General features: G+C 43.2%; 22 protein-coding genes and 1 riboswitch. Of the genes, 3 read left to right on the forward strand and 19 right to left on the reverse strand.

Annotation, left to right across the window (positions count from 1 at the left end; translation table 11 throughout):
• Nucleotides 1-138: 138 nt before the first annotated feature.
• Together KSP24_RS06225 and pdhA are read right to left on the reverse strand one after the other, a co-directional pair.
• Nucleotides 139-1,119 carry an alpha-ketoacid dehydrogenase subunit beta gene (locus tag KSP24_RS06225; protein WP_013371456.1) on the reverse strand — a complete coding sequence of 327 codons (981 nt, stop codon included), beginning with the start codon at nucleotides 1,117-1,119 and terminating at the stop codon, nucleotides 139-141.
• 100 nt (nucleotides 1,120-1,219) lie between these two features.
• On the reverse strand, nucleotides 1,220-2,287 hold the full coding sequence (gene pdhA / locus KSP24_RS06230) for a pyruvate dehydrogenase (acetyl-transferring) E1 component subunit alpha (protein WP_216974732.1): 1,068 nt from the start codon (nucleotides 2,285-2,287) through the stop codon (nucleotides 1,220-1,222).
• A gap of 255 nt (nucleotides 2,288-2,542) precedes the next feature.
• Here pdhA and KSP24_RS06235 point away from each other — a divergent pair, with 255 nt between their 5' ends.
• The gene (locus tag KSP24_RS06235) at nucleotides 2,543-3,277 is read left to right on the forward strand and encodes an alpha/beta hydrolase (RefSeq protein ID WP_013371458.1); all 735 of its coding nucleotides are present in this window, start codon (nucleotides 2,543-2,545) and stop codon (nucleotides 3,275-3,277) included.
• A 145-nt stretch (nucleotides 3,278-3,422) separates the two neighbouring features.
• Here the strand turns inward: KSP24_RS06235 and KSP24_RS06240 are convergent, their stop codons facing one another.
• Complete coding sequence (locus KSP24_RS06240) at nucleotides 3,423-3,887, reverse strand: low molecular weight protein-tyrosine-phosphatase (protein ID WP_013371459.1); 465 nt, start codon at nucleotides 3,885-3,887, stop codon at nucleotides 3,423-3,425.
• A gap of 144 nt (nucleotides 3,888-4,031) precedes the next feature.
• On the opposite strand from KSP24_RS06240, the gene KSP24_RS06245 reads away from it, so the two are divergent.
• Together KSP24_RS06245 and KSP24_RS06250 are read left to right on the forward strand one after the other, a co-directional pair.
• Nucleotides 4,032-4,673 (forward strand): thiamine diphosphokinase, encoded by a 642-nt coding sequence (locus KSP24_RS06245; RefSeq protein WP_129549434.1) that lies wholly within the window; start codon nucleotides 4,032-4,034, stop codon nucleotides 4,671-4,673.
• Nucleotides 4,674-4,954: 281 nt separating this feature from the next.
• Nucleotides 4,955-5,455 carry a C40 family peptidase gene (locus tag KSP24_RS06250; RefSeq protein ID WP_013371461.1) on the forward strand — a complete coding sequence of 167 codons (501 nt, stop codon included), beginning with the start codon at nucleotides 4,955-4,957 and terminating at the stop codon, nucleotides 5,453-5,455.
• Nucleotides 5,456-5,522: 67 nt separating this feature from the next.
• Here KSP24_RS06250 and KSP24_RS06255 read toward each other — a convergent pair whose 3' ends face one another.
• The 16 genes from KSP24_RS06255 to KSP24_RS06330 form a co-directional block, all read right to left on the reverse strand.
• On the reverse strand, nucleotides 5,523-6,215 hold the full coding sequence (locus KSP24_RS06255; protein ID WP_216974733.1) for a response regulator transcription factor: 693 nt from the start codon (nucleotides 6,213-6,215) through the stop codon (nucleotides 5,523-5,525).
• A gap of 154 nt (nucleotides 6,216-6,369) precedes the next feature.
• Nucleotides 6,370-7,428, reverse strand: coding sequence for a ThiF family adenylyltransferase (locus KSP24_RS06260; RefSeq protein ID WP_216974734.1), 1,059 nt, complete (start codon nucleotides 7,426-7,428; stop codon nucleotides 6,370-6,372).
• Nucleotides 7,425-8,192 (reverse strand): thiazole synthase, encoded by a 768-nt coding sequence (locus tag KSP24_RS06265; RefSeq protein WP_040103594.1) that lies wholly within the window; start codon nucleotides 8,190-8,192, stop codon nucleotides 7,425-7,427. Before KSP24_RS06265 ends, KSP24_RS06260 begins: the two co-directional genes overlap by 4 nt.
• 2 nt (nucleotides 8,193-8,194) lie before the next feature.
• Nucleotides 8,195-8,398 carry a sulfur carrier protein ThiS gene (gene thiS / locus KSP24_RS06270; protein ID WP_013371465.1) on the reverse strand — a complete coding sequence of 68 codons (204 nt, stop codon included), beginning with the start codon at nucleotides 8,396-8,398 and terminating at the stop codon, nucleotides 8,195-8,197.
• Entirely contained in the window at nucleotides 8,395-9,543 is a 1,149-nt protein-coding gene (gene thiO / locus KSP24_RS06275) for a glycine oxidase ThiO (protein ID WP_040103593.1), read from the reverse strand. The genes thiS and thiO overlap by 4 nt, the downstream gene beginning before the upstream one ends.
• A 57-nt stretch (nucleotides 9,544-9,600) precedes the next feature.
• Entirely contained in the window at nucleotides 9,601-10,194 is a 594-nt protein-coding gene (locus KSP24_RS06280) for a thiamine phosphate synthase (RefSeq protein ID WP_058711857.1), read from the reverse strand.
• Nucleotides 10,195-10,523: 329 nt separating this feature from the next.
• Nucleotides 10,524-10,632, reverse strand: a riboswitch (TPP riboswitch).
• Between the two features lie 85 nt (nucleotides 10,633-10,717).
• A complete protein-coding gene (locus tag KSP24_RS06285) occupies nucleotides 10,718-12,271 on the reverse strand; it encodes an ABC-F family ATP-binding cassette domain-containing protein (RefSeq protein WP_013371468.1) in 1,554 nt (517 codons plus the stop codon).
• 437 nt (nucleotides 12,272-12,708) lie between these two features.
• On the reverse strand, nucleotides 12,709-13,248 hold the full coding sequence (locus KSP24_RS06290; protein WP_013371469.1) for a cupin domain-containing protein: 540 nt from the start codon (nucleotides 13,246-13,248) through the stop codon (nucleotides 12,709-12,711).
• A gap of 353 nt (nucleotides 13,249-13,601) precedes the next feature.
• Nucleotides 13,602-14,591 carry a hypothetical protein gene (locus KSP24_RS06295; protein WP_013371470.1) on the reverse strand — a complete coding sequence of 330 codons (990 nt, stop codon included), beginning with the start codon at nucleotides 14,589-14,591 and terminating at the stop codon, nucleotides 13,602-13,604.
• Entirely contained in the window at nucleotides 14,578-15,132 is a 555-nt protein-coding gene (locus KSP24_RS06300; protein ID WP_216974735.1) for a hypothetical protein, read from the reverse strand. The genes KSP24_RS06295 and KSP24_RS06300 overlap by 14 nt, the downstream gene beginning before the upstream one ends.
• Nucleotide 15,133: 1 nt before the next feature.
• Nucleotides 15,134-15,529, reverse strand: coding sequence for a hypothetical protein (locus KSP24_RS06305; RefSeq protein ID WP_216974736.1), 396 nt, complete (start codon nucleotides 15,527-15,529; stop codon nucleotides 15,134-15,136).
• Nucleotides 15,530-15,569: 40 nt separating this feature from the next.
• Nucleotides 15,570-16,049 carry a hypothetical protein gene (locus KSP24_RS06310; protein ID WP_007430644.1) on the reverse strand — a complete coding sequence of 160 codons (480 nt, stop codon included), beginning with the start codon at nucleotides 16,047-16,049 and terminating at the stop codon, nucleotides 15,570-15,572.
• A gap of 49 nt (nucleotides 16,050-16,098) precedes the next feature.
• Nucleotides 16,099-18,183 carry a hypothetical protein gene (locus KSP24_RS06315; RefSeq protein ID WP_216974737.1) on the reverse strand — a complete coding sequence of 695 codons (2,085 nt, stop codon included), beginning with the start codon at nucleotides 18,181-18,183 and terminating at the stop codon, nucleotides 16,099-16,101.
• Entirely contained in the window at nucleotides 18,173-20,008 is a 1,836-nt protein-coding gene (locus KSP24_RS06320) for an ATPase, T2SS/T4P/T4SS family (RefSeq protein ID WP_216974738.1), read from the reverse strand. Before KSP24_RS06320 ends, KSP24_RS06315 begins: the two co-directional genes overlap by 11 nt.
• Complete coding sequence (locus tag KSP24_RS06325; RefSeq protein ID WP_216974739.1) at nucleotides 20,008-20,865, reverse strand: hypothetical protein; 858 nt, start codon at nucleotides 20,863-20,865, stop codon at nucleotides 20,008-20,010. The genes KSP24_RS06320 and KSP24_RS06325 overlap by 1 nt, the downstream gene beginning before the upstream one ends.
• Entirely contained in the window at nucleotides 20,862-21,575 is a 714-nt protein-coding gene (locus KSP24_RS06330; RefSeq protein WP_216974740.1) for a hypothetical protein, read from the reverse strand. The genes KSP24_RS06325 and KSP24_RS06330 overlap by 4 nt, the downstream gene beginning before the upstream one ends.

Genomic DNA, 21,575 nt, shown 5'->3' on the forward strand with positions numbered 1-21,575 from the left:
TCATCATCAGTTACTTTGTCGCCGGGCTTGATGTGCATCTTGATGATTTCGCCTTCGTGAAGACCTTCACCCAGCTCCGGGAATTTATATTCAAATTTTGCCACGTTTAAAACCTCCCAAATTTACGGTGTGCTTTAATTAAAATTCCAATACTTTATTAACCGCATCAATGATACGTGTTGGCGTTGGCAACCAAGTATCTTCAATTTGAGCAAATGGATAAACGGTATCCGGACCTGCTACACGCAGAACTGGTGCTTCCAGATGCAGGATTGCTTTTTCGTTAATTTGTGCAATAACTTCAGCAGCAACACCGGCACTCTTTTGCGCTTCTTGAACAACGATAGCACGATTGGTTTTTTGAACAGAGGCAACAATGGTATCAATGTCAATCGGGCTGATTGTACGCAAATCAATGATTTCCACTTTAATACCCTTTGTTTTTTCCAGCTCTTCAGCAGCCTTAACCGAAGTGTGTACCATCATACCGTAAGTAATGATCGTCACATCGGAACCTTCACGAACTACATTTGCCTTGCCCAGTTCAACTGTGTAATCATTCTCAGGAACTTCAGCACGGAATGCATGGTACAGGTTCAAATGCTCCATGAAAAATACTGGATCGTTATCGCGAATAGACGCGATCATAAGACCTTTTGCATCGTAAGGGTTGGAAGGAACAACAACCTTAATACCTGGTGTTTGAGTCAAAAGACCTTCCAAGGAATCTGTATGCAGCTCGGCTGCCTTAACACCGCCACCAAAAGGTGTACGGAATACGATTGGAGAATTGTAACGTCCGCCGGAACGGTAACGCATACGGGATGCTTGAATTGCCATTTGATCGAGTGCTTCAAAGATAAAGCCTACGAACTGGATTTCAGCTACAGGGCGGAAACCTTGGATACCCAGACCGACAGCAAGACCCCCGATTGCGGATTCCGCCAGCGGAGTATCGAATACACGTTCTTCGCCAAATTCTTTTTGCAGACCTTCTGTAGCGCGGAATACGCCACCTACATGACCTACGTCTTCACCGAAAAGCAGGACGTTAGGGTCGCGTTTCAACTCTACGCGCAGTGCGTCACGAATCGCTTCTTTCATGTTCATTTGTGCCATTTGCTTCATTTCCTCCTTAAACATTGACAGATCAGTTTCAGTTCAGGTCAATCGAAAAGCAGACCGGATCGGGTTGCCGCCCGGTCTCTTTCAAGTTCAATTATTTAAAATCAGCTTTTTGTTCTTCCAAGTGCTTAGGCGTAGTTTCGAACATGCTATCGATCAGGCCAGGAATTGTCATTTTTTCTGTTTTCTCAGCTTTTTTGATCTCTTCGTTCACTTTTGCCTTAGCTTCTTCTTTTACGCGAGCTGTATCTTCTTCAGTCCAAAGACCTTTTTTCTCAAGGTATTTCGCAAAGCGGGCAATTGGATCTTTTGCATTCCATTCGCCTTCTTCTTCTTTAGAACGATATTTCGTCGCATCATCAGAAAGGGAATGCGGACGGAAACGGTAAGTAACGGCTTCAATCAATGTTGCACCTTCGCCATTACGTCCACGCTCTGCAGCTTCTTGAACAGCTTTAATAACTGCAAGCACGTCCATACCGTCAATTTTCACGCCTTTAATACCAGCAGCTACTGCTTTATGAGCGATCGAAAGGGCAGCGGTTTGTTTCGAGAATGGAGTTGTGATCGCGTAACCATTGTTTTGCACAAAGAAAATAACTGGCAATTTGTACACACCAGCATAGTTCAGACCTTCGTAGAAGTCACCTTCGGAAGAACCACCGTCACCTGTATATGTAATGACGACTTGTTTTTGTTTTTTCAGTTTGTAGCCCATTGCAATTCCCATAGCGTGCAGAATTTGCGCGCCAATGATGATTTGCGGCATCAATACGTTAACGCCGTCCGGAATTTGACCACCGTGTTGATGACCACGGGAATACAAGAAAGCTTGATATAATGGCAGGCCATGCCAAACGAGTTGCGGAATATCTCGGTAGCCTGGTGCAATAAAGTCTTCTTTTTGGAGCGCAAATTCACTACCAACCATTGTTGCTTCTTGTCCGGATACCGGAGCGTAGAAGCCGAGACGTCCTTGACGGCCCAAGTTAACAGCACGGTCATCCCAAGTACGTGTAAATACCATACGATACATAATTTCTTTCAATTGATCATCTGTAAGTTTAGGCAATTTATCTTTATTGACAATTTCACCATCCGGAGAAAGCACGGACAGAGCCTCAACTTCCTCTGTGTAAACTTCATAAGGAACCTTGCTCATTTTCTTCACCTCAACAAAAAAATTTGAATATCAAGTTCCGCTGTTATAGGATTATTATACACCTGTTATATCGCTCGCGTCAAAGATTTAGTTATTTTTTTTGAGTTTACCACATTTTTGTGTATGTAACAGGGTGTGTTTTTTACTATAACAGCTTAGTACATGATTGAAATTTTAAACATCTATTGCAATCAGGGTAATCTTAACTTATTGTGATCCTTAATGCAAAATAATACCCAAGAAAGGTGACGAAAAATGACGGATTCTCGGTATTTAAAACGAACCATCCTTAAAGACGAAGTAGACAGCCGCTTACTTGGCGAAACCCGAACTCTTCGGATTTATTTGCCGCCCGGCTATAATGAAATATTGAGCTACCCGGTCGTCTATTGTCAGGATGGAGAGGAATTCTTCAACTTTGGACGCATTGCAACACACGCCAACCGTCTCATACTGGATGAGGGCGTGGAACCCTTCATTATTGTAGGCGTGGAAGTGAACACCAAAATCAGAACTCAGGAGTACGCTCCCTTCGGCAATCGTTTTGAGGCATACACTGCCTGTTTTGCAGAAGAGATTATTCCCTATGTGGAACAAAAGTATCCTATAAGAAAAGATGCAGCTTCCCGCATTCTTGCTGGGGATTCACTGGGAGGCAGTGTGTCTTTGCATTTGGCGCTATTGTATCCTGAGCTGTTTAATCGCATTATTAGCCTCTCAGGTGCCTACTATGAAGCTTCGCAAGAAATTATTGCCCGTGAGAAAGAACTGTCGCATCTAAATGTATGGATGACAGTTGGCCTTCAGGAAGATGCTTTTGAGAGTGATACCGGCATTTACAACTTTGTAGAGCTGAACCGTCAATGCGCAGATTTACTGCGCGAGCGGAACGCCGAAGTTTCTTACCGTGAAAAGGATGGCAAACATTTATGGGGCTTTTGGCAAAACGAGTTGCCTGACGCGCTAATGTATTTTTTGGATCGTGCCTGAGTAAAAAAACATCCCAGACAATGATGAGGAATGGAGCATTGACCTAGGAGGACATAAGGCTCCTTCCTCTTTTTTTATATTTTGATTACGCTTTCAAAAATATATAACGAAAAACGGCAATGATTGCCGTCATCTGTCGTTCACATTATAGCTTTTCTTCTATGATCTTGTCCAGCAAGGCCTCGCATCCTGCGTCCAATAATCGATAGGTCTCTTCAAAATTCCCGGTAAAATATGGGTCGGGTACTTCTCTTAACTTTTCTTGAGGAAGCAAATCCATGAATTTTAGAATATCAGCATCTGCTCCACCTGCAAGTTTACGCATGTTTCGTTCATTAGAGTCATCCATGCACACAATATAATCAAATGCGTCAAAATCACGATCCGTTATTTGCCGTGCCTGTATGCCTTGTTCGCTGATTCCGTGCAGTTTAAGCTGCTTTAGCGTTCCCTCATGCGGAGGATTTCCAATATGCCAGTCACCTGTTCCAGCCGAGTCCACCCGAATTTCTGCGTCTAATCCCCGTTCCTTTGCTTTATGTCTCAGTATTGCCTCCCCCATGGGAGAGCGGCAAATATTGCCCAAACACACAAACAAAACGTTAATCATTTCGTTCCCCTTCCTATTCACGTCGCACTTTTTTTCTGTTCCATTGTAGCCAGGACCTCCAAAATTGTGCAAGCCATATTTAACGCGGTATACTTAAAATGATCGTATATCTGGAACCGTATGCAGAAAGAAAGGATGTTGGTTATGATGAAAAAGCGAGCCATTGTATTTTCAGGCGGTCGTCTTAATGAAGAAGATTTACAACAAATACAACCCGATGATTTTATTATAGGCGCAGATAAAGGTGCCCTTTTCCTGATAGAACGCGGTATTACACCACACGTCTCTGTAGGAGATTTTGATTCGATTACTTCAGAGGAACAAGAACAGGTAAAATCAGCAAGCCAACGTATGATTGCGTGCGATCCAGTACATAAGGACCTAACTGATACAGAGCTTGCTTTAGAAATTGCTATGGAAGAACAAGTAGATCATGTACTCTTGCTCGGTGTTACTGGCACTCGAATGGACCACACCTTAGCCAATGTTCAAATATTAGTACGGGCCATGCAGCATCACATTAGTTGCGCTATCATGGACGCACATAATTATATTGAGCTGACCGGATCAACGCTCGAGATCCAGCCCATGGGCTATACATATACATCCCTGATTCCTATGACCGCCGAAGTAACAGGTATACAACTGGAAGGATTTATGTATCCCCTTCATAATGCCACCCTCAAAATGGGACAATCACGGGGTGTCAGCAATAAGCTAACGGCTGCAAAAGGTACTATTTCTATCAAAAGCGGTCTACTACTCGTTATTCAAAGCAAGGATTAATTATGACATTGTTGTAACTATTTAAAAAGTTGTTCACACACTCAAAACCCTTGACTAACAAGGGTTTTTCGGTTTTTTGAAGGTACTAGAATTAATTTATTTTTTACAAATTGTAATTTTTAATCGTTTTTTAATAATTGCGACGTAAGCCTTGCCCCACAAGCATTTGAGAGTAGTTTTCCAACTATTAGGCGGCTTCAAAACTGTTATACTCAACGCTGTCAGTTAGTTAGCAACTCAGCAAAATATTGCACAAATCAATTTTTGGAGGTACTTACAACATGAATATGCATAAAATCATAAAAAAGGTAATTATCGCAGGAGTCGCTGCCACTATCGGCTTTGGTACTTTTGCCATTGAGGGAACAAATACAGCACAAGCTGCTACTGCTACTACTACTGTAGGTCAGAAAGTAATTAACTACGGCAAAAAATATATGGGTACTCCTTATAAGTTTGGAGCTTCCACAAGCACCACACGCAATTTTGACTGTTCTTCTTTCATGAAGCACATATTCAAGAAATACGGAGTCGATTTGCCGCGTACTTCTGTTCAACAGTCTAAAGTCGGACATGCCGTATCCAAGGCCAATTTGAAAAAAGGTGACTTAGTGTTCTTTTCAAGCGGTAGCCGTGCCACAGGACGCAATATTACTCACGTAGCAGTATATATGGGCGGGGGTAAAATCCTACACACTTACGGTGGACCTGGGGTGACCATCTCTGATTTGAACTCCGGCAACTGGAAAAGAACGTACATTAAAGCACGTCGCGTGCTGTAATGTAAAACTCATTTAAGATTGGTAAGCCGGGACGAAAAGTTCCGGCTTTTTTTATACATAACTTATGCTATTTTGCTTCGATCGGCGTTCTGAGTGAATAGCCAATGCCTCGTTCGGTTCGAATCATTTTAAACTTTTGCCCTCTATCTACTTTAACCCTTAAATGCCTGATGTACACATCTACTACGTTCGTATCAGCGATATAATCATGTTTCCAAACATCCTTTAAAATTTGCTGCCTGCTACAAACTTGGTTAAGATGTATCGCCAGATGTAGCAAAAGATCGAATTCTTTCGGAGTTAATTCCAGCTTTCGCTCCCCTCTGCTCACCATTCTGCTTGCAGTGTCTATATGTAAATCCCCTGCCTCGATTGCTCTTTTCACATCACGTTCAACACCAAAAATTCGTAATAAATTAGCTACTCTAGCCTGAAGAACTCTAGGATAAAAGGGCACTACCATTACATCATGTGCTCCTTGTTCAAAGCAGTAAACCATAAGTGCTTCCTCATCTGATGAAATCATTACAAGCAGTGGAACATGAGGATAGTTCTGCTGCAAAATGCGAATCAAGCCTTGAGTGTCCGCCTGTTCATCTTTAATGTTCAGGAGTAGCAAACTCACAGGATTTTGAGCTATATAAGGGCTTACATCCGACGTATTACGAACATGAACCACCTGATAACCTGCCTGCTCCAATGGATGAACGAATTCAGCGGGCGCTTCATTTTCATCCACAAGTACAATTAACGGGCTCATCTTTTCACCCACCTGGTTTGGACATCGCATTACATATTGGATACGAACAAGTTTGTTATAAGCCATTAAAACATATTTGTGTTAGTGTAACAAAAAAGCAGAAAATCATTCTCAAAGAATGGTTTTCTGCTTTATGCTTTATGGTTTATGGTTTTCAGCCCAAATAGCGATGATATAGACTTTTTGCTTTTGCCACGTCCTTTGTCCCATGGATCAGCGCTCTGCCATCTGCAAAAACAACCAAGCGATGCTCGCCCACACTAAAGGAAACCAGATACGAATTCCACTCTACGTTCCCCTCACCCAATGCTGTAAATCTATTTGCTACCTCTGCGAGATTCAGATGTGTCCGGTTGGCAGGTCTTATTTGAACGGTATCCCTACCGCACAAAACATCTGTTTTCTGCCGATAAGAGGCTGATAAATAGGGATACGTCGGTTGGCTACCGCAAGAAGGACAATTCGCTTTTTTAAGACGATCCACTGCTATTGCTACATACTCATTTTTCCACAAATCAAACGAAAGCAACTTTCCTCTCAAGTTCTCGGGATATCCACCAAGAAGCTTGAAAGCTTCCGTAGTCTGGTTAGCGGTGACCATTTGTACTGCCTGCGGAATAATCCCGGCCGTATCACAGGTCTCCCCTCCAAGCGGTACAGTTCCCATCAGACAGTGTAGACAAGGTGTCTGACCCGGTAAAATAGTGTAAGTTACACCGTAGCTACCCACACATCCTCCATAAATCCAAGGAATGCGATGCTTGAGTGCCATGTCGTTCATAAGAAGCCGGGTATCGAAATTATCGGTTGCATCCATCATGAGATCTACCCCCTGGATCAACTCTTCCAGCTCTTCTATCCCAACATCCAAAACATGTGCATGTATAATTGTTTCCGAATTAATATCCTTTAATCTTCGCTGGGCAGCTACTGCTTTGGGACACCTTTGCACAGCATCACTTTCCTGAAAAAGCTGCTGGCGCTGCAAATTGCTCCATTCCACATAATCCCGGTCTACCAGGCTTACCGTACCTACGCCTCCACGAACTAACGTTTCTGCAATACCAGTGCCCAGCGCTCCAACACCTATGATTAGTACATGAGAGGAAGCAAGCCGGCGTTGGCCTGCAGGCCCAAAGGGTGCAAACCTTTCCTGTCTGGAATAACGGTCACTTTGTGGTGGTTCAGCAGCAGATTTTTTAGTAATCCTCATCCCTGAACCATGCCTTCTATCGGACTGCTTGCTGAAGCATAACGTTTTACAGGAATCATCCCCGCCTCAAATCCATATCTGCCTGCACGTACAGCCAGCTTCATGGCCTCAGCCATTTTCACAGGATTCTTCGCTCCTGAGACAGCTGTATTCAGCAGAACACCATCTGCTCCCAACTGCATTGCCATTGCTGCGTCACCAGGTGAGCGAATACCAGCATCGACAATGACCGGAACTTCCGCTTGCTCGATAATCAACTCTAACGAAAACGGATTGAGCAAACCATGTCCTGTACCAATCGGCGACGCTCCAGGCATTACGGCATGTACTCCAAGCTCTTGCAACCTCTTCGCTAGTATCACATCATCCGATATGTAGGGTAGCACGACAAAGCCTTCCTCTAGCAACTTTTCACTAGCTTTCAATGTTTCAAAAGGATCAGGCAACAGCGTCTTGCTATCCCCAATGACTTCTACCTTAATCATATCGCACAAGCCGGAGGCTTTTGCCAACTTGGCAATACGGATTGCCTCCTCTGCTGTTGTTGCCCCCGCTGTGTTGGGAAGAAGTGTATACCGGCTCAAATCCAGTGTATCGAGAAAATGCTGCTTATCCCGTTCCTCCAAATTCAGTCTGCGCACAGCGAACGTTAATATTTCCGTCTCAGCAGCCTCTACGGCTTGGGATTGGATATCCAGATCCGAAAATTTCCCTGTTCCTAGCAACAGCCTTGAGGTAAAAGATGCTTTTCCAATGGTTAACATGATCAACCGCCTCCTACAAAATGTACGATTTCTAGGCAATCTCCATCCTTAAGTACCGTTTCATGATGATCTTCACGGGTCAATATATGCCGATTCAGCTCTACCACTACGGTTTTCACCTTTAAATCAAGTTCATGCAGCAATTGATCCACACGAGTGATTCGATTGGAAATGGTCATGCTCTGTCCGTTAATGGTCAGCTTCATAAGCTTTCCTCCTTGAAAAGTTCAGAAGAAAATTTACTTATTCCAAGTCCAGCTGCACCAGCCCCTTTAAGCATAGCTGCCATCGCTCGCCCAGTCGCATCACTAAGCAGGACACCGTTGCGATAATGCCCGACTGCAGCATAGACGCCCTCTACTCCAGGAACAGGCCCAATGAAAGGACGCTCCGCAGCCGCCTGCGGACGCAAGCCTGCCCATGCACGTACAAAAGAAGCTTCCTGTACACGCGGTAACCAGGCAGATGCACGTGCTAACAACCCCTTTAAGCCTCCTACGGTCACCTCTTTGTCATATTGATGCGGAAGACTTGTGGCACCAATCCAAAGCTCGTTATTCTGTTTAGGCACGAGGTAAATATCGTCAGCATAAATGGTATAATCCAACGGATGATCCTTCGAGGAGACTGCTACCGCTTCGCCCTTGACCGGGTATAGTGGATAATCAAACCCAATTTGTTCTAGCAATTTCAAGCTGTCCAAGCCTGCGGCAATCACGACCTGATCGCAGGAAAAAAATCCACTATCCGTTCGCACACCACAAACTCGACCATCCTGTATGACCAGTTCCTCAGCTTGAGTTCCAGACCATATTGTTGCTCCCAGCACCGCAGCTGCCCCTGCATAAGCACGGCAAAGCTGGACAGGAGACACTTGTGTCTCCTTTGATCGGTAGATAGCCCCAATTACTTGATCTGCCAAGCCCGGAATCCGTCGGGCCAACTCCTTGGCATCCCACCAAATGGGACGATCATCCTCTCGCATATTCGCAGCATTCCAGCGTTTTTGGCCCTCTGCTTCCGAACGAAATGGGGTCACAAATCCTCCTGTACGAAAGTCCACTGAAATACCCGATAAACGTTCCAAATCACAGACAAGGTCAGGGAATGCATCTCGACTTGTACGGGCAAATCGTGCCAGCTCAAGGTCTGCAAACTCTTCACTTTCCGCTGCCAGCATTCCCACCGCTGCTCCTGATGCTCCCTCACCAGGGATCCATCGTTCCAGCATGATCGTACTACGTCCCTCCTTAGCCACATGATAAGCAATGGAACTGCCGATCACACCTCCGCCTATGACCAAGCATTCAGCGTGTCCTATCGCTTTTTTCTCTGTATGTGTCTTTGACATATGTTCCGTGTCTCCTCTCCAGTAAGCATTCTGCTTTCCCTTCGTCTTGTTTTCTTGCTACAGGTCGTGAACTACAAGATCTACCATTCGCCTATATTCCATCGCTGCTGCAACGGGTGACTTTGCTTCCCATATACCAGACATCACCGCAATTCCGCTTGCTCCAGCATGATAAAGCTCTGGAACATGATGGGGTTGTATGCCTCCCAGCGCTATCACCGGAATGTCCGACAATCTGCAAATGCTTTCAAGCTGTGCTATACCCCGCGGTACAAGACCAGCTTTACAATGGGTCTCATATACATGACCAAATAGTACATAGTCTGCTCCAGCCTGCTCGGCGGTCTGCACCTCCTCCAAGGAATGTACAGACACTCCACAGCGTGTACCCTCTGAAAGTAGACTTTTCGCATCCACCACAGATAACCCATTAGCTGGAAGCTGGACAGCTCCTGCCGAGGTAAGTAAAGCTACGTCCACGCGGTCATTTACTACAATTTGCCGCAAAGGAACTTCCTGCTTGATCATGCTACGAGTCAAAGAAAGCAAAGCAGAGGCACCCTTCTGTTTCGAACGTGCGTGTACATAATGAATATAAGGACAAATAGCGGCAGCCACTTGGGGTACATTCACACAGGAGACACTTTCCATCGTAATTACGTGTAATTCGATCTCATTTTCACCTCACTTGGACTAAAGAATATGAACTTGTGTTATAAAAAAATCGTATTAGCTGAATCTATATTGTTGTAGCTCCATATTGGGTAATATCATACGGAGCCAGCCACATGTACCAGCAATAATGAAAGGAGATTATATGTAAATCCGTCTACGGAAACTCGAACAAATGAAGATGAACGAAACGCAAAAAGCCACTTCCCAAAGGAAGTGGCTTGACAAACGTTCAAAATCAAACGGACTATTATATCCGTAAACGTATATCGTTCCTGCGCAAACAAAAGTAAAGAGCTACTACCTTGTTTGTACAGTACTCACTTCCCTACGCTGGCATAACCCAGATCAGGTACAAAGGGTCCGAAATCCATTTATTTCGTCTCAGCCGCATGGGCGGCTCCCCTAGTGTGACTATTTTATTGTATCAGCTAAAGATAGCTTAGCATATTTTCCTAATTCTGCAAACCCCACCTTGTGTGAAATCTGTCAGAACTGGATTTTAGTTAACTTTACTAGACCACTCTTCTACATTCCACGTTTTGGTTACCCAATCCTCGTAAAAGTCCGGTTCGTGGGATACAAGCAATACGGTCCCTTTGTATTCCTTCAAAGCGCGTTTGAGTTCATCCTTTGCTTTGACATCCAAGTGGTTGGTGGGCTCATCAAACAGTACCCAGTTACTCTCACGCATTAACAGTTTACAAAGGCGGACTTTAGCCTGTTCTCCACCACTAAGCGCAGACAAAGGTCGGGTGATATGCTCATTCTTCAAACCACAGCGCGCCAAATGCGCTCGTACTTCATGCTGATTTAAATGTGGAAATTCATTCCATACATCGTCAATCGGTGTAATTTTCTCTGCCTTTACTTCCTGCTCAAAATAAGCGGGCTGCAAGAAATCTCCCTGATAGGTTTTTCCGCTGATCGGAGGTATTTTCCCCAGAATGGTTTTGAGTAACGTAGACTTACCAACACCATTGCAGCCAACAATTGCGATCTTTTCACCACGTTCGATCGTCATGGACATTTTAGGCAAAAGGGCATGAGTATAGCCAATTTCAAAATCAATACCCTCAAAAACTGTTTTCCCGCTTGCACGGGCTTCTTTGAACTGAAAGGTTGGCTTTGCGGCTTCTTCTGGCTTATCAATACGTTCGATCCGATCAAGCTGCTTTTCACGGCTTTTTGCACGACCTGATGTAGATGCGCGCGCTTTATTGCGCTGAATAAAATCTTCCTGTTTCTTAATATATTCCTGCTGCTTCTCATATGCATCAATATGCTGGGCTTTGTTCAGATCCGCCATTTCAAGAAACTTTTCATAGTTAGCTGAATAACGGGTCATCTTAGCAAATTCAAGATGGTAGATTACATTAACGACTTGGTTCATAAATTCAGTATCATGTGAAATTAGGATAAAAGCATAGGGATAATCCTTCAAATATCGCGTAAGCCACTCAATATGCTCCACATCCAAATAGTTGGTAGGCTCATCCAGTAGCAATACATTTGGCTTTTCCAACAGCAACTTCGCAAGCAGCACCTTTGTCCGTTGCCCACCACTAAGGGCTGCTACATCCCGATCCAGTCCGATGGCAGAGAGACCTAATCCATTCGCCATTTCTTCAACCTTCACATCAATGAGGTAAAAATCCCCCATATCCAGTTGCTCTTGAATTTCTCCCATCTGTTCCAGCAGTACTTCCAACTCTTCGGGAGAAGCCTCTCCCATTTTATCCGTAATCTGCATCATTTCCTTTTCCAGTTCCAACAAAGGAAGAAACGCGTCTTTTAATACATCACGTACTGTTTTACCTGGCGTTAGCTTGGTGTGCTGATCCAGATAGCCATAACGTACACGTGGAGTCCATTCCACTTTGCCTTCATCTTTAAGCAATTTTCCAGTCAGAATGTTCATGAGTGTCGATTTACCAACACCGTTTGCTCCTACCAATCCTACACGTTCCCCCGCAAGTAATCGAAAGGAAACATTTTTAAATAACGCACGGTCCCCAAAGTTGTGGGATACATTTTCTACAGTCAATAAACTCATAAGCTGTTTTTGGCTCCTTATTGTCTCATCGGCATTGCCGAGTGTTCTTATTTCATATAGCTATTGTTTCTTTCAAAGCTTTATTGTAGCACATCCGGCACCCTTATCGGAATATTGAAAACAGCGAATTTTAAGGTTTTCAGATGGATTGGCCTAAAAAAAGAAAAACAGTTAATCGTAGTAGCACTTAAGCTCCTCTTCGGTAGGTACGTAAGGAGTTTCTTGCTGCTTTGGTAATCTAAGCTTCTAGTATACAGAAGCTTACAATTCCCTAGCAACGAATGCCTAAATAATTGATAAGTTCTAATAACAATTAATAAAAAGGAACTCTATGTAGACAGTCCTCATGAGTATCGGAGGAATAATAAAATGAAGAAAATGTAATCATCCCGGTCTGGATTCTGGACCGGGATGAAATAAAATTAATTTATAGTTGGCTATCTTTCAGCAGACATGGCAATTTCTTTTGTTTCATGAACTGTACCAAATGGATGCTCAGGCGGTGCATAGATAACGTATATCTTAAGGGGCGTATTTCCTGTATTAATTACATTGTGCCATTTTCCAGCAGGTATCATAATTGCATAGTCATCATAGGCCATCACTTGATAATCTAATTTGTCTTTCCTATCCCCCATTTGAACAAGTGCCTGACCTTCTTCAATACGTATGAATTGATCAGTTGTTGGATGAGCTTCTAAACCGATATCATCGCCAACATTAATACTCATCAGAGTCACTTGAAAATGTTTCCCTGTCCATATAGCAGTACGATAATTTTTGTTTTGATTTGCAGCCTGGTCAATATTCACTACAAATGGACTTTGTCCATAATCTCTTAATATTATCTTTTCATTGAGATTACTGTCGTTGTTGTACCAATTGTAGTATTGAGGATTATAACTCCGATAGTTGTAATTACAGCTGTTATACATAGGAATATGCCATGGGAAGTGATGGCATGATTTAGGGTACATACTCATTCTCCTTTTTTTGATTCAGTGTTTACTTATCATATGCGGTTGCCTATATAAAGGACTAAAAACCTTCAATATTAGGCAAGTGCCTAAATGATGCCAAGACAAAAATATTCACAAGCGGTTTCGTCTTTTACTTCAACAGATATTAGCACTTAAATTTACATATAACTGCATATACTTTGCGAGTGGTGTCAGCTTCGTTGGAACTCCCCCGATATGTCGAGTATCAAATTCCATTTATTTGACTCACTCTTTAAAATAGCAGTGACCATAAAATCGAAAGACTAGGCTGTCACTGCAGGCCAACCTTTTAGTTGACCTAATAATACGAAACCCACCCCGGAGAGTGATTAATTTAAGCTGTTATGATATTTGTATTCGAAATACCCAGCAGCTGCCGCAGATTTTTCATCCGTAAAACGCTCAACCGCTTGAAAAGGAGCTGGATATGAATCTCTATAAAAATATTTCATTCCAGTACCCGGTTCTATGCCTCCAATAATAGATTGCTTTCGGACGACTCTTCCACCACCAAACCCATAGTTATTGTAATATCTGTCTCCAACTGGAATGCCTTGGATAAACGCGATCATACCCACATCATCTATCGTGTTATACCATTCCTCTTGTGGAATGAGTGGAAGAGTGAACGTATAGGAAATGCCATTCCGTGCTGCTTTTTCGTTATGGACGTTAATCATTCGAGCCAGATCTTCCTGAACGGTGCGAACGATGGTAGAACGGCGCATTTGCTCAAAGGTTAATGAATTGTTCAGTAACGAAATGGGGGTCTGACTCTCAAGCTCCTTTTGAAAACCCTCCACCCATCTCTGATTCCGCGCATCATATGCGTGCAGATAATTGTCCAGGGTGAATCCCACACTATTGCCTGCTGCATCAACATAGGCATAAGGCTTTTTTTCGCTCCACTTGTGGCCTATGACCGCTTGTCCATACGCATCTTTATAGGTTGCTGAAGCGAACGTATAATAACCATCATAGTCCAGAATCACAATGACTGGTATGTAATCCAATAACGCACGTTGTGCTGCTGTATCCCCATCAATGCCCATATTAAGGAAGAAAGTGTGCAGGAACGTGGTCAGTGCTTCTTCTTTATCTACACGAAAAAACTTATCTGATCCATATCCGGCCTCGCGTTCCTGACGTTCATTCTGTGAGAGCACAACACCTGCATCCTGAACTGCGGTACGGAGAGCAGACGTATATTTCATTTCTAGCTGCTGTACTTCACGCTGATTCTGCACTCGTAAATCACTAACCACACCAAAGGGCAAAAAGAGTAGGACAAATATAACTGCAAAATCAGTAATCTTCATTCAAAACCATGCCCCCGTAAGAAGCTGAAACTGCCGGCTTATCGTTATCTATTCCACCCAAAATCCAGGATTTGTATAAATCCGCAGGAGTTCGATTCGTATTATGTAATCGTACTGTAAAATAATCTCCGGCCATCAAGGTATACCGACGTGTCTGTTCCGGCTTGGGCTGCGAATTATCAGGAAAGAGTACAGGTAAGATTTGCGGGTTATAGTAGCCATCGTATACAGCTTCATAATTACCCAGAAAACTGTCTGGCTTTGCCGCATCTGCATAGTTCGGTACATATTTTTTGTGCATATGCTCCAAATCAACTTCGTACGTATTGCCTGTCAGCTCCAGATCACGCATAAAATCGTTATACATCGTCGGTGTAATGTAACCTTTGGTTCTTACCATATCAACAAAATGTACAATCGAATGATATGTATTTAACCCGGATATATCATCCTGCCGTTCAGCAGCTTGAGCTGCGGGTACGATGTACAAAAGCAATACAGCGAGCAACGCCCCCAGCAGCTTGGATATTGTTTGAACCACTTCAGTCCTCCCCCAATTTCTCAAAACGTACAGATGTTATGTCTCCGTTCCCATTACGCTGTGGGTATATGGTATATATAGAGGAAGCATCCAAGGTAGATACATCAGGCTCAAACGGTTCAGAGTATACATCGTACTCTAAACCGTCAACTTGAACCGAAATCCCCTCCTGCAAGTTCATCCGAATGGTCTGGATAACTTGAGTCCCCTTAATCCGTTGTGGCGTCTCCACCTCTATAGTTCTGGATATCCGCCCCTCTGATTGCTCCTCCCGCTGCGACCTTAATTCCAGTGCACTACCCAATTGACTGGACAAGTTTGCTGCTGCTGCACATGCGGTTATAAATAGAATAACTGACACACCAAGCCACAGCATACTTGAAGCGTGATCAGACATGCTCACATCTCCCTTATGACTATCATCTTTGCTGTACTTCTTAAGACTGGGTAAACAACAACCCACGTACCACGTTTGATTTGTCTTTAACGATTTCAGCCTTGAATTTACCACTTGGATTTACGTATTCATTCTCCTTTTCATTAAGTGTATTCGCAATTTTTCCCGTCTTATCACTGCCGCCATTCACAGCACCATACTGCTCGCTGTCTGGACTAATGTTCAGAGCATTTCCATACCACTGTCCTGCCATATTTTTGCCGGTTTTAATCTGAATACCGAACTGGTCCTTTCCCTGAAACTTCCGCAGCGCATTGGTTACCTGGGAGCCGCTAATTGTTGTGCCGTCGTATACTGTAAAGGAGGCTTGAGACAATTCGGTCTGGATATCGGCGAAATTGTTTTGTGCTGTTTTAGTAGCTTCCTGAGCTGAGATAAACAGTATGACTACAATTGTAATTAGTGCGATGGTCAAAAATATCCCAGCAGCTACCTTTAATGCTGTTGATGCATTGTTCATTTCTTTCTCTCCTCAACTTGTAATATTGGTTAATCATCATTGAATTTACTTACTGAATTTTTTGTATTTGCTCATAATAGCTACCCATTTGAACAAAGCTCATACCGATCAGCGGAATCACCAAATATAAAAAGATAAGACCATACATCGGGGCAAAACCAATCATCCTCCCCCAGATTGCCTTGCTGTCTATTATTTTTTCATACTCCTGTTTTCTTTGTTCAAAATAGTAGGTCATCTGGGATTCCAAATCATCAAACGCCTCTCTAATGGTAATTTTCCCCAAAGATAAATAAAGCTTGTCCACCAGACGTTGAAATTCCGGCAAAGGTGCTTCTTCTTTCAACAAATCGAGAGCTGCCTCTGGTCCATGTTCATAATGAAGCAGACATTTTTGCAGAGGTCTTTTGAAGATAACTGAAAATCTGTTCAGCCACTCCAATATTTCCTCGACAGACATTCGTTCCATAACCCGTAAAATGGAAATAACCGTTTGAAACTGATACACCTCATGCTTCATGTCCAAATAACGCATTTTCCGTTGCAAATATAATAAAAGCATGGGCATTTGGTAGGCTACATACCCAGCAACTATACTAATCAGTACTTCCCACCATTTGATATATTCTTCATTCCAATCTTTCAGCTTTTGGAGAATTCGTTGAGTATTTCTGGATAGCTGCTCTGGAGTAGCTGTGCCATTAGCATAGTGTTCTAAAGCAGCGTACGCTCGCTCGTATGTGCTATCCGCTTTCATGTTCAACGTTTGTATGATTTTGCGGTCAATCTCACTCTGCTTCAAAGCTTCCTTTTCCTCTATCGGACTTAAACGTCCAAACATTTGACCCGATTGTACTGGTGCGTGAAGGATATGCGTTTTTTCAGCTTCATGTAAAATAAATATGGTGCTGATACTAAGCACTAATCCTAAGATAAAAAGAGCAATTCTACGTATGTAGAGCCACTCAAGCTTTACCTCCGCACCACTTTCCTTTAATAGTCGGGTTATCTGGGAATAAGATGTCATATGCTGCCGGGGAATTAAAGAATCCACCATATTACGAATGATGGGCAGACGATATAACTTCTGCTCCCACACCCTCCGCCCTTTACCCGCACGATATCCTGTCTCGTCCGACTGTTGCAGTTTCTGTAACAGAAAGTAGGATAGGATGATAACAATGTAAACGGTCAATTTTGTGATATAACCCAATTTCCCCTGATAAAACTCATCCATGGATGGAAAGCTGGATCTCGCCCATCTCTCGATAGGGGTAGTAAAGAAAACGGGAGCCAGTGCGATCACGTTTAAACTTTTTAGTAGGTAGTCCAGTTTATTTCTCCGCAGTAACTCCAACTGGATTTCACGTGCAAGACTGCTTAGCCCCTTTAAATAAATGGAACCACCATCCTCAACCCGATCACCAAACTCCATTACCATATACGAAATACCAGCAAAGGCTTTTAAAAATCGATTTGGAGCTGATTCATAATATCTTTCGAGTGCCTCGTGCGGATCAGCATCTGTCAGCGCCTCATGGATGAGCCGTGCATGTCTTCCAGCCTCTGCTTCTGCTAAATAGGCCGCTTCAGATATGGATTCTTCTACCATACCGTGCTGATGATAGTGATGACGTACATTGGCGAACAATTCGATCATTTGAGAAAGTAGCCTTTTTTCCATTTGGCTAGTGGCCACATCTATAACAAGACTGTTGATTACCACTCCACATAAAACGGCCAATATAGCAAACTCTATTCCTGGTTTCATCATCAACAGCACAACGCCGCTGCAAACAAAAATACCCCAGATGAACAGTATCATCTTCATGGTCTGCAGACGAAGCTTATACTCATCGTATGCATGCTGACCAGCTAGTCGCTTACGTACACTAGTGATGTATCCAAATGTAATAGGGACCCTTATACACAGCGTATACAATTTATGCATTAAAGTTTGAAGTTCCCGTTGAAGTACCGCTTTTCCCTTTCGTGCTTCCTGTACAGAATGAATTATACCTCTGCGAACTGCATAGCTCTTATGCTTATGCAACCCATACAAAACTGTATATAGAACTGCAAATCCCCCACCTGATATAAGCAAAACCCACAATAAAATTTCTTTAAGACTCATAGTCTTCCTCCCAATAACGGGTCAAAAAACTGCGGAAATCTGTAGCATCCTTAGCATTCATTTGCTCACACATTTCTTCTACGCTTTTAGCTGTCAAGGGCTTCATTGGTATATAACTTCCATTTCGATATTCCATAACATGGCGATAGCTATAGCTCGATGAAGCATTGGGACCTACATCCGTATGCTCTGGATTACGCGGTACACATTCTGTGATCCGTTCGATATAACGCCGCCCTTGCGCATCACGCTTGAGATGCACATCAAAATTAATGACATGCACTACCTGTTCTTCAGCAATGCCTTCATGCTGAAATACTCCAGTTTTGAGCAGTGAATTACGAAGCGAAAATACAAGATCACGAAATGTTTTAGCATGGTGAGTAAAAATAGTGAACAGACTAGCAACCTGCGACATTTGAATCATCCAAGCAGCTACTTCATCACTCGCTACTTCACCTAGAATATTGACGGTTCCATCTGTTTTTTTCTGCAAGTCAAGACCTTGTTGTCCTGAAATATGATCTGTTTCTCGAAAGGTAAGAATATTACGGCGACTGTAGATGTTGCGTAGATGCAGCTCAAAGGCCATTTCCTGAACGCGAAGCGTATACGAAGCGTAAATATGCTTGACCATCGCCATTAACAATGTTGTTTTTCCTGAACCCTGCGCACCTGTAATTGCAGTAATCCGACTGCCTTTCATTAGATAAGATAATAGCTGGATTGGAAAATCAGCGTTTTGTCCCCTAATTAACTGTTCCAGCGAAGCGCTTTGAATATCAAACTTACGAACAAAGAAAGCCCATGATTCAGAGAAAGGCGGGCGCACTACTACTACCCGTGATCCATCCTTCATTTCGTTGACCTTATAACCATTCGCTTCAGAAAGCTGTCCTGGATAATTGTATTTGTAAATATTTTGACATACCCTTTTAAGCTCACGTTCCGATCCGAAGGAAAGGAATGAAAGATGGATAGTTTTACCTTTGTAGAAAATCCACACACTCTCATATCCATTTGTAGTAGGCGCAGAGGTTTGTTCAAATACATATCTATCTGAAGACCAATGTGGTGATGAAGGAATCCCACCTTCCGGCACACCACTGACACCCCCGCTTACACCATCGATCTTCTGGTCACGAATATCATCAATGACAGAAAAGCCTTTATAATTTTGATAAATCCGCTGCACAATAATATCCACTTTCTCCATAAAGGAAAGGGGACGGTATTCACAGTCATAGATATAGCGGATATCCTCTGTCGTTACGAAATAGCTTCCATCCTCTTCACCTTGCTGTGAATACCTCATTTCGGCTAAGTCATAAGTATCCAGTAAACGTGATAGTGCATCCGCGCCAAACTTCTGCTGATATTGGTAAAAAATAATTTCGAATTGATCCTGTGTGTCAAACAACTCAGGTCTGGAGAATGGCATAACAGTATCGGCGATTTTCTCGTTCAAACCGTAACTGTTTATCAGAAGCTCACTCATCAGATTTTTAACAAAACGTTTATCTCCACTGCTACCATTGGCACAGTCCTTTAACGCCCTTCGTAGTTCCGCCCTTTGATGGATACGCCGCCTATATTCCTCTTCATGTAATCCGGCATCTGCCATCTGGCTGTGACTTAGTTCATGAAGCGCATTTTTGATGTATTCTATCAATGTTTCGAAGGTGGCATCTTCGGTCTTTGGTTCTACCCGAAGAGCTGAATGTTGCGAGTAAAGATTCCCTCGATATTTAACAATAATCAGTACGATGCACAACAACACAATGCAGGTAACAATTAACCCGTTGATCATATGAGCGGACAGCATTAAGCGCCCCTCTCCAAAGCCTTGAGCCGAAGATCGGACTCTACCGCCTCCAGAATAGCTTTGCTAATCTGCCGTACGCTCTGCGCCCATCCTACAGACATAAAAAGCTTGCGTTGCTGCTCTTTTCCACTTCGCACCTCGCGCTGCACATGGCCAATCACATCCCTGCGGTTCCATGCGTCCATAAATTCGGTGCTATAAGGAACTGTATACAAAGTACCCTTGTAGCCATATCTCCTGCGTATATTCGCTTCATTCGCTTGTGAATGCACATCATATTTTCCAAGGACAATTAATAAGGGTAATGACGAATATGTGGATAACGGAGACACAGATTCAAAATAAGCGTCCAACTCACGCATATTCTGAGTGAGCGAAAGAACAGCCAGTTTGGCTCGTGCACATGCTTCATGCTGTACAGTCCCCCAGCCTCCCCCACTCCCTGCATCAATCAGCGTTAAATCATAATATTGATTCGCTGTATCAATTACCACCCTTACAAGATCAGGAGAAAGTAGCGGCGGTGCAGCTCCAAAGCCAGAGGTTCCCTCAAGTACATCCAGAGTGTGTTCTAACACAGGTATTGTATAGTTACGAATATTTTCTCTAGACAGCGTCCCTCTCAGAACTAAACGTGAAACAGCCTCCCAGCCCCCTTCCTGAATCTGTAGACTCGGATCGTCCATGGCGTACTCCTGTATAGGAAATCCTGATTCAATACCGGTATGCCTATGGCCTAAATGAGTTAATAATAGTCTTCCTCTATATAAATTACCTATGGTAATTGCTATTGCTGCCGCTAAAGAGCTACTCCCACTCGCTCCCTTAATTGGACTCCAAAATAAAATGGTGCTCATGCTCTCCTCCTTTCCGCACGCTTTAGCGCACGATGACTCTCTTTTATCTCCCAACTCATCCATTCCCCAATGCAACGGCACAATTCTCTCTTATATATTATGGATAGAGGTTTTAGCAGAAGCTGTTTTTTATGCTCATTTTCCAGCTTTAGAGCAAGCTGACCCTCATCCCATGGCAGTACATACGGCTCTTGCTGCCATAAGGCAGGAAAGCGGTTCATGTATTCCCACAAATACGCTTCCTCCACACCACAATCCACTGCATGTATAAATAGCTTGTGAAATACAAGATTTTTGGGGAATCCAGGTTGGTCAAACAAATGCTCAAGCCAATTCTGTCCGTTGTGCATTAACATGTGGCTATAATCACTGACCCAAACTCGCAGTTCTGCCGTTTTCCAAACAGAAATTGGACAAAAATCAGGTAGCTCTACATCCAAAATAACAATGTCATAAGTCTGTTCTTCATTTTGATCAGCCAGCATATCGATATGCAGATCTTCCCATGCTGTAAATCCAATTGCCACATCGAATCCACAAAACTGCGTAATGGGTAGTGGCTTATCAAGCATTCCTATGCTATACCGATACCGTCCCCGCAGTGTAGCGTCCACAAGCAGTACTTGTTGACCGGAAGCTGCCAATACGCTGCTGATGTATAATAAGGTATCGCTTTTGTCACAAAGACCGGCAAATATCCATGTTTTCAT

Origin of the sequence: Paenibacillus sp. AK121 (genome assembly GCF_019042715.1) — a bacterium.
In the GTDB taxonomy this organism is placed as follows: Bacteria; Bacillota; Bacilli; order Paenibacillales; family Paenibacillaceae; genus Paenibacillus; species Paenibacillus polymyxa_C.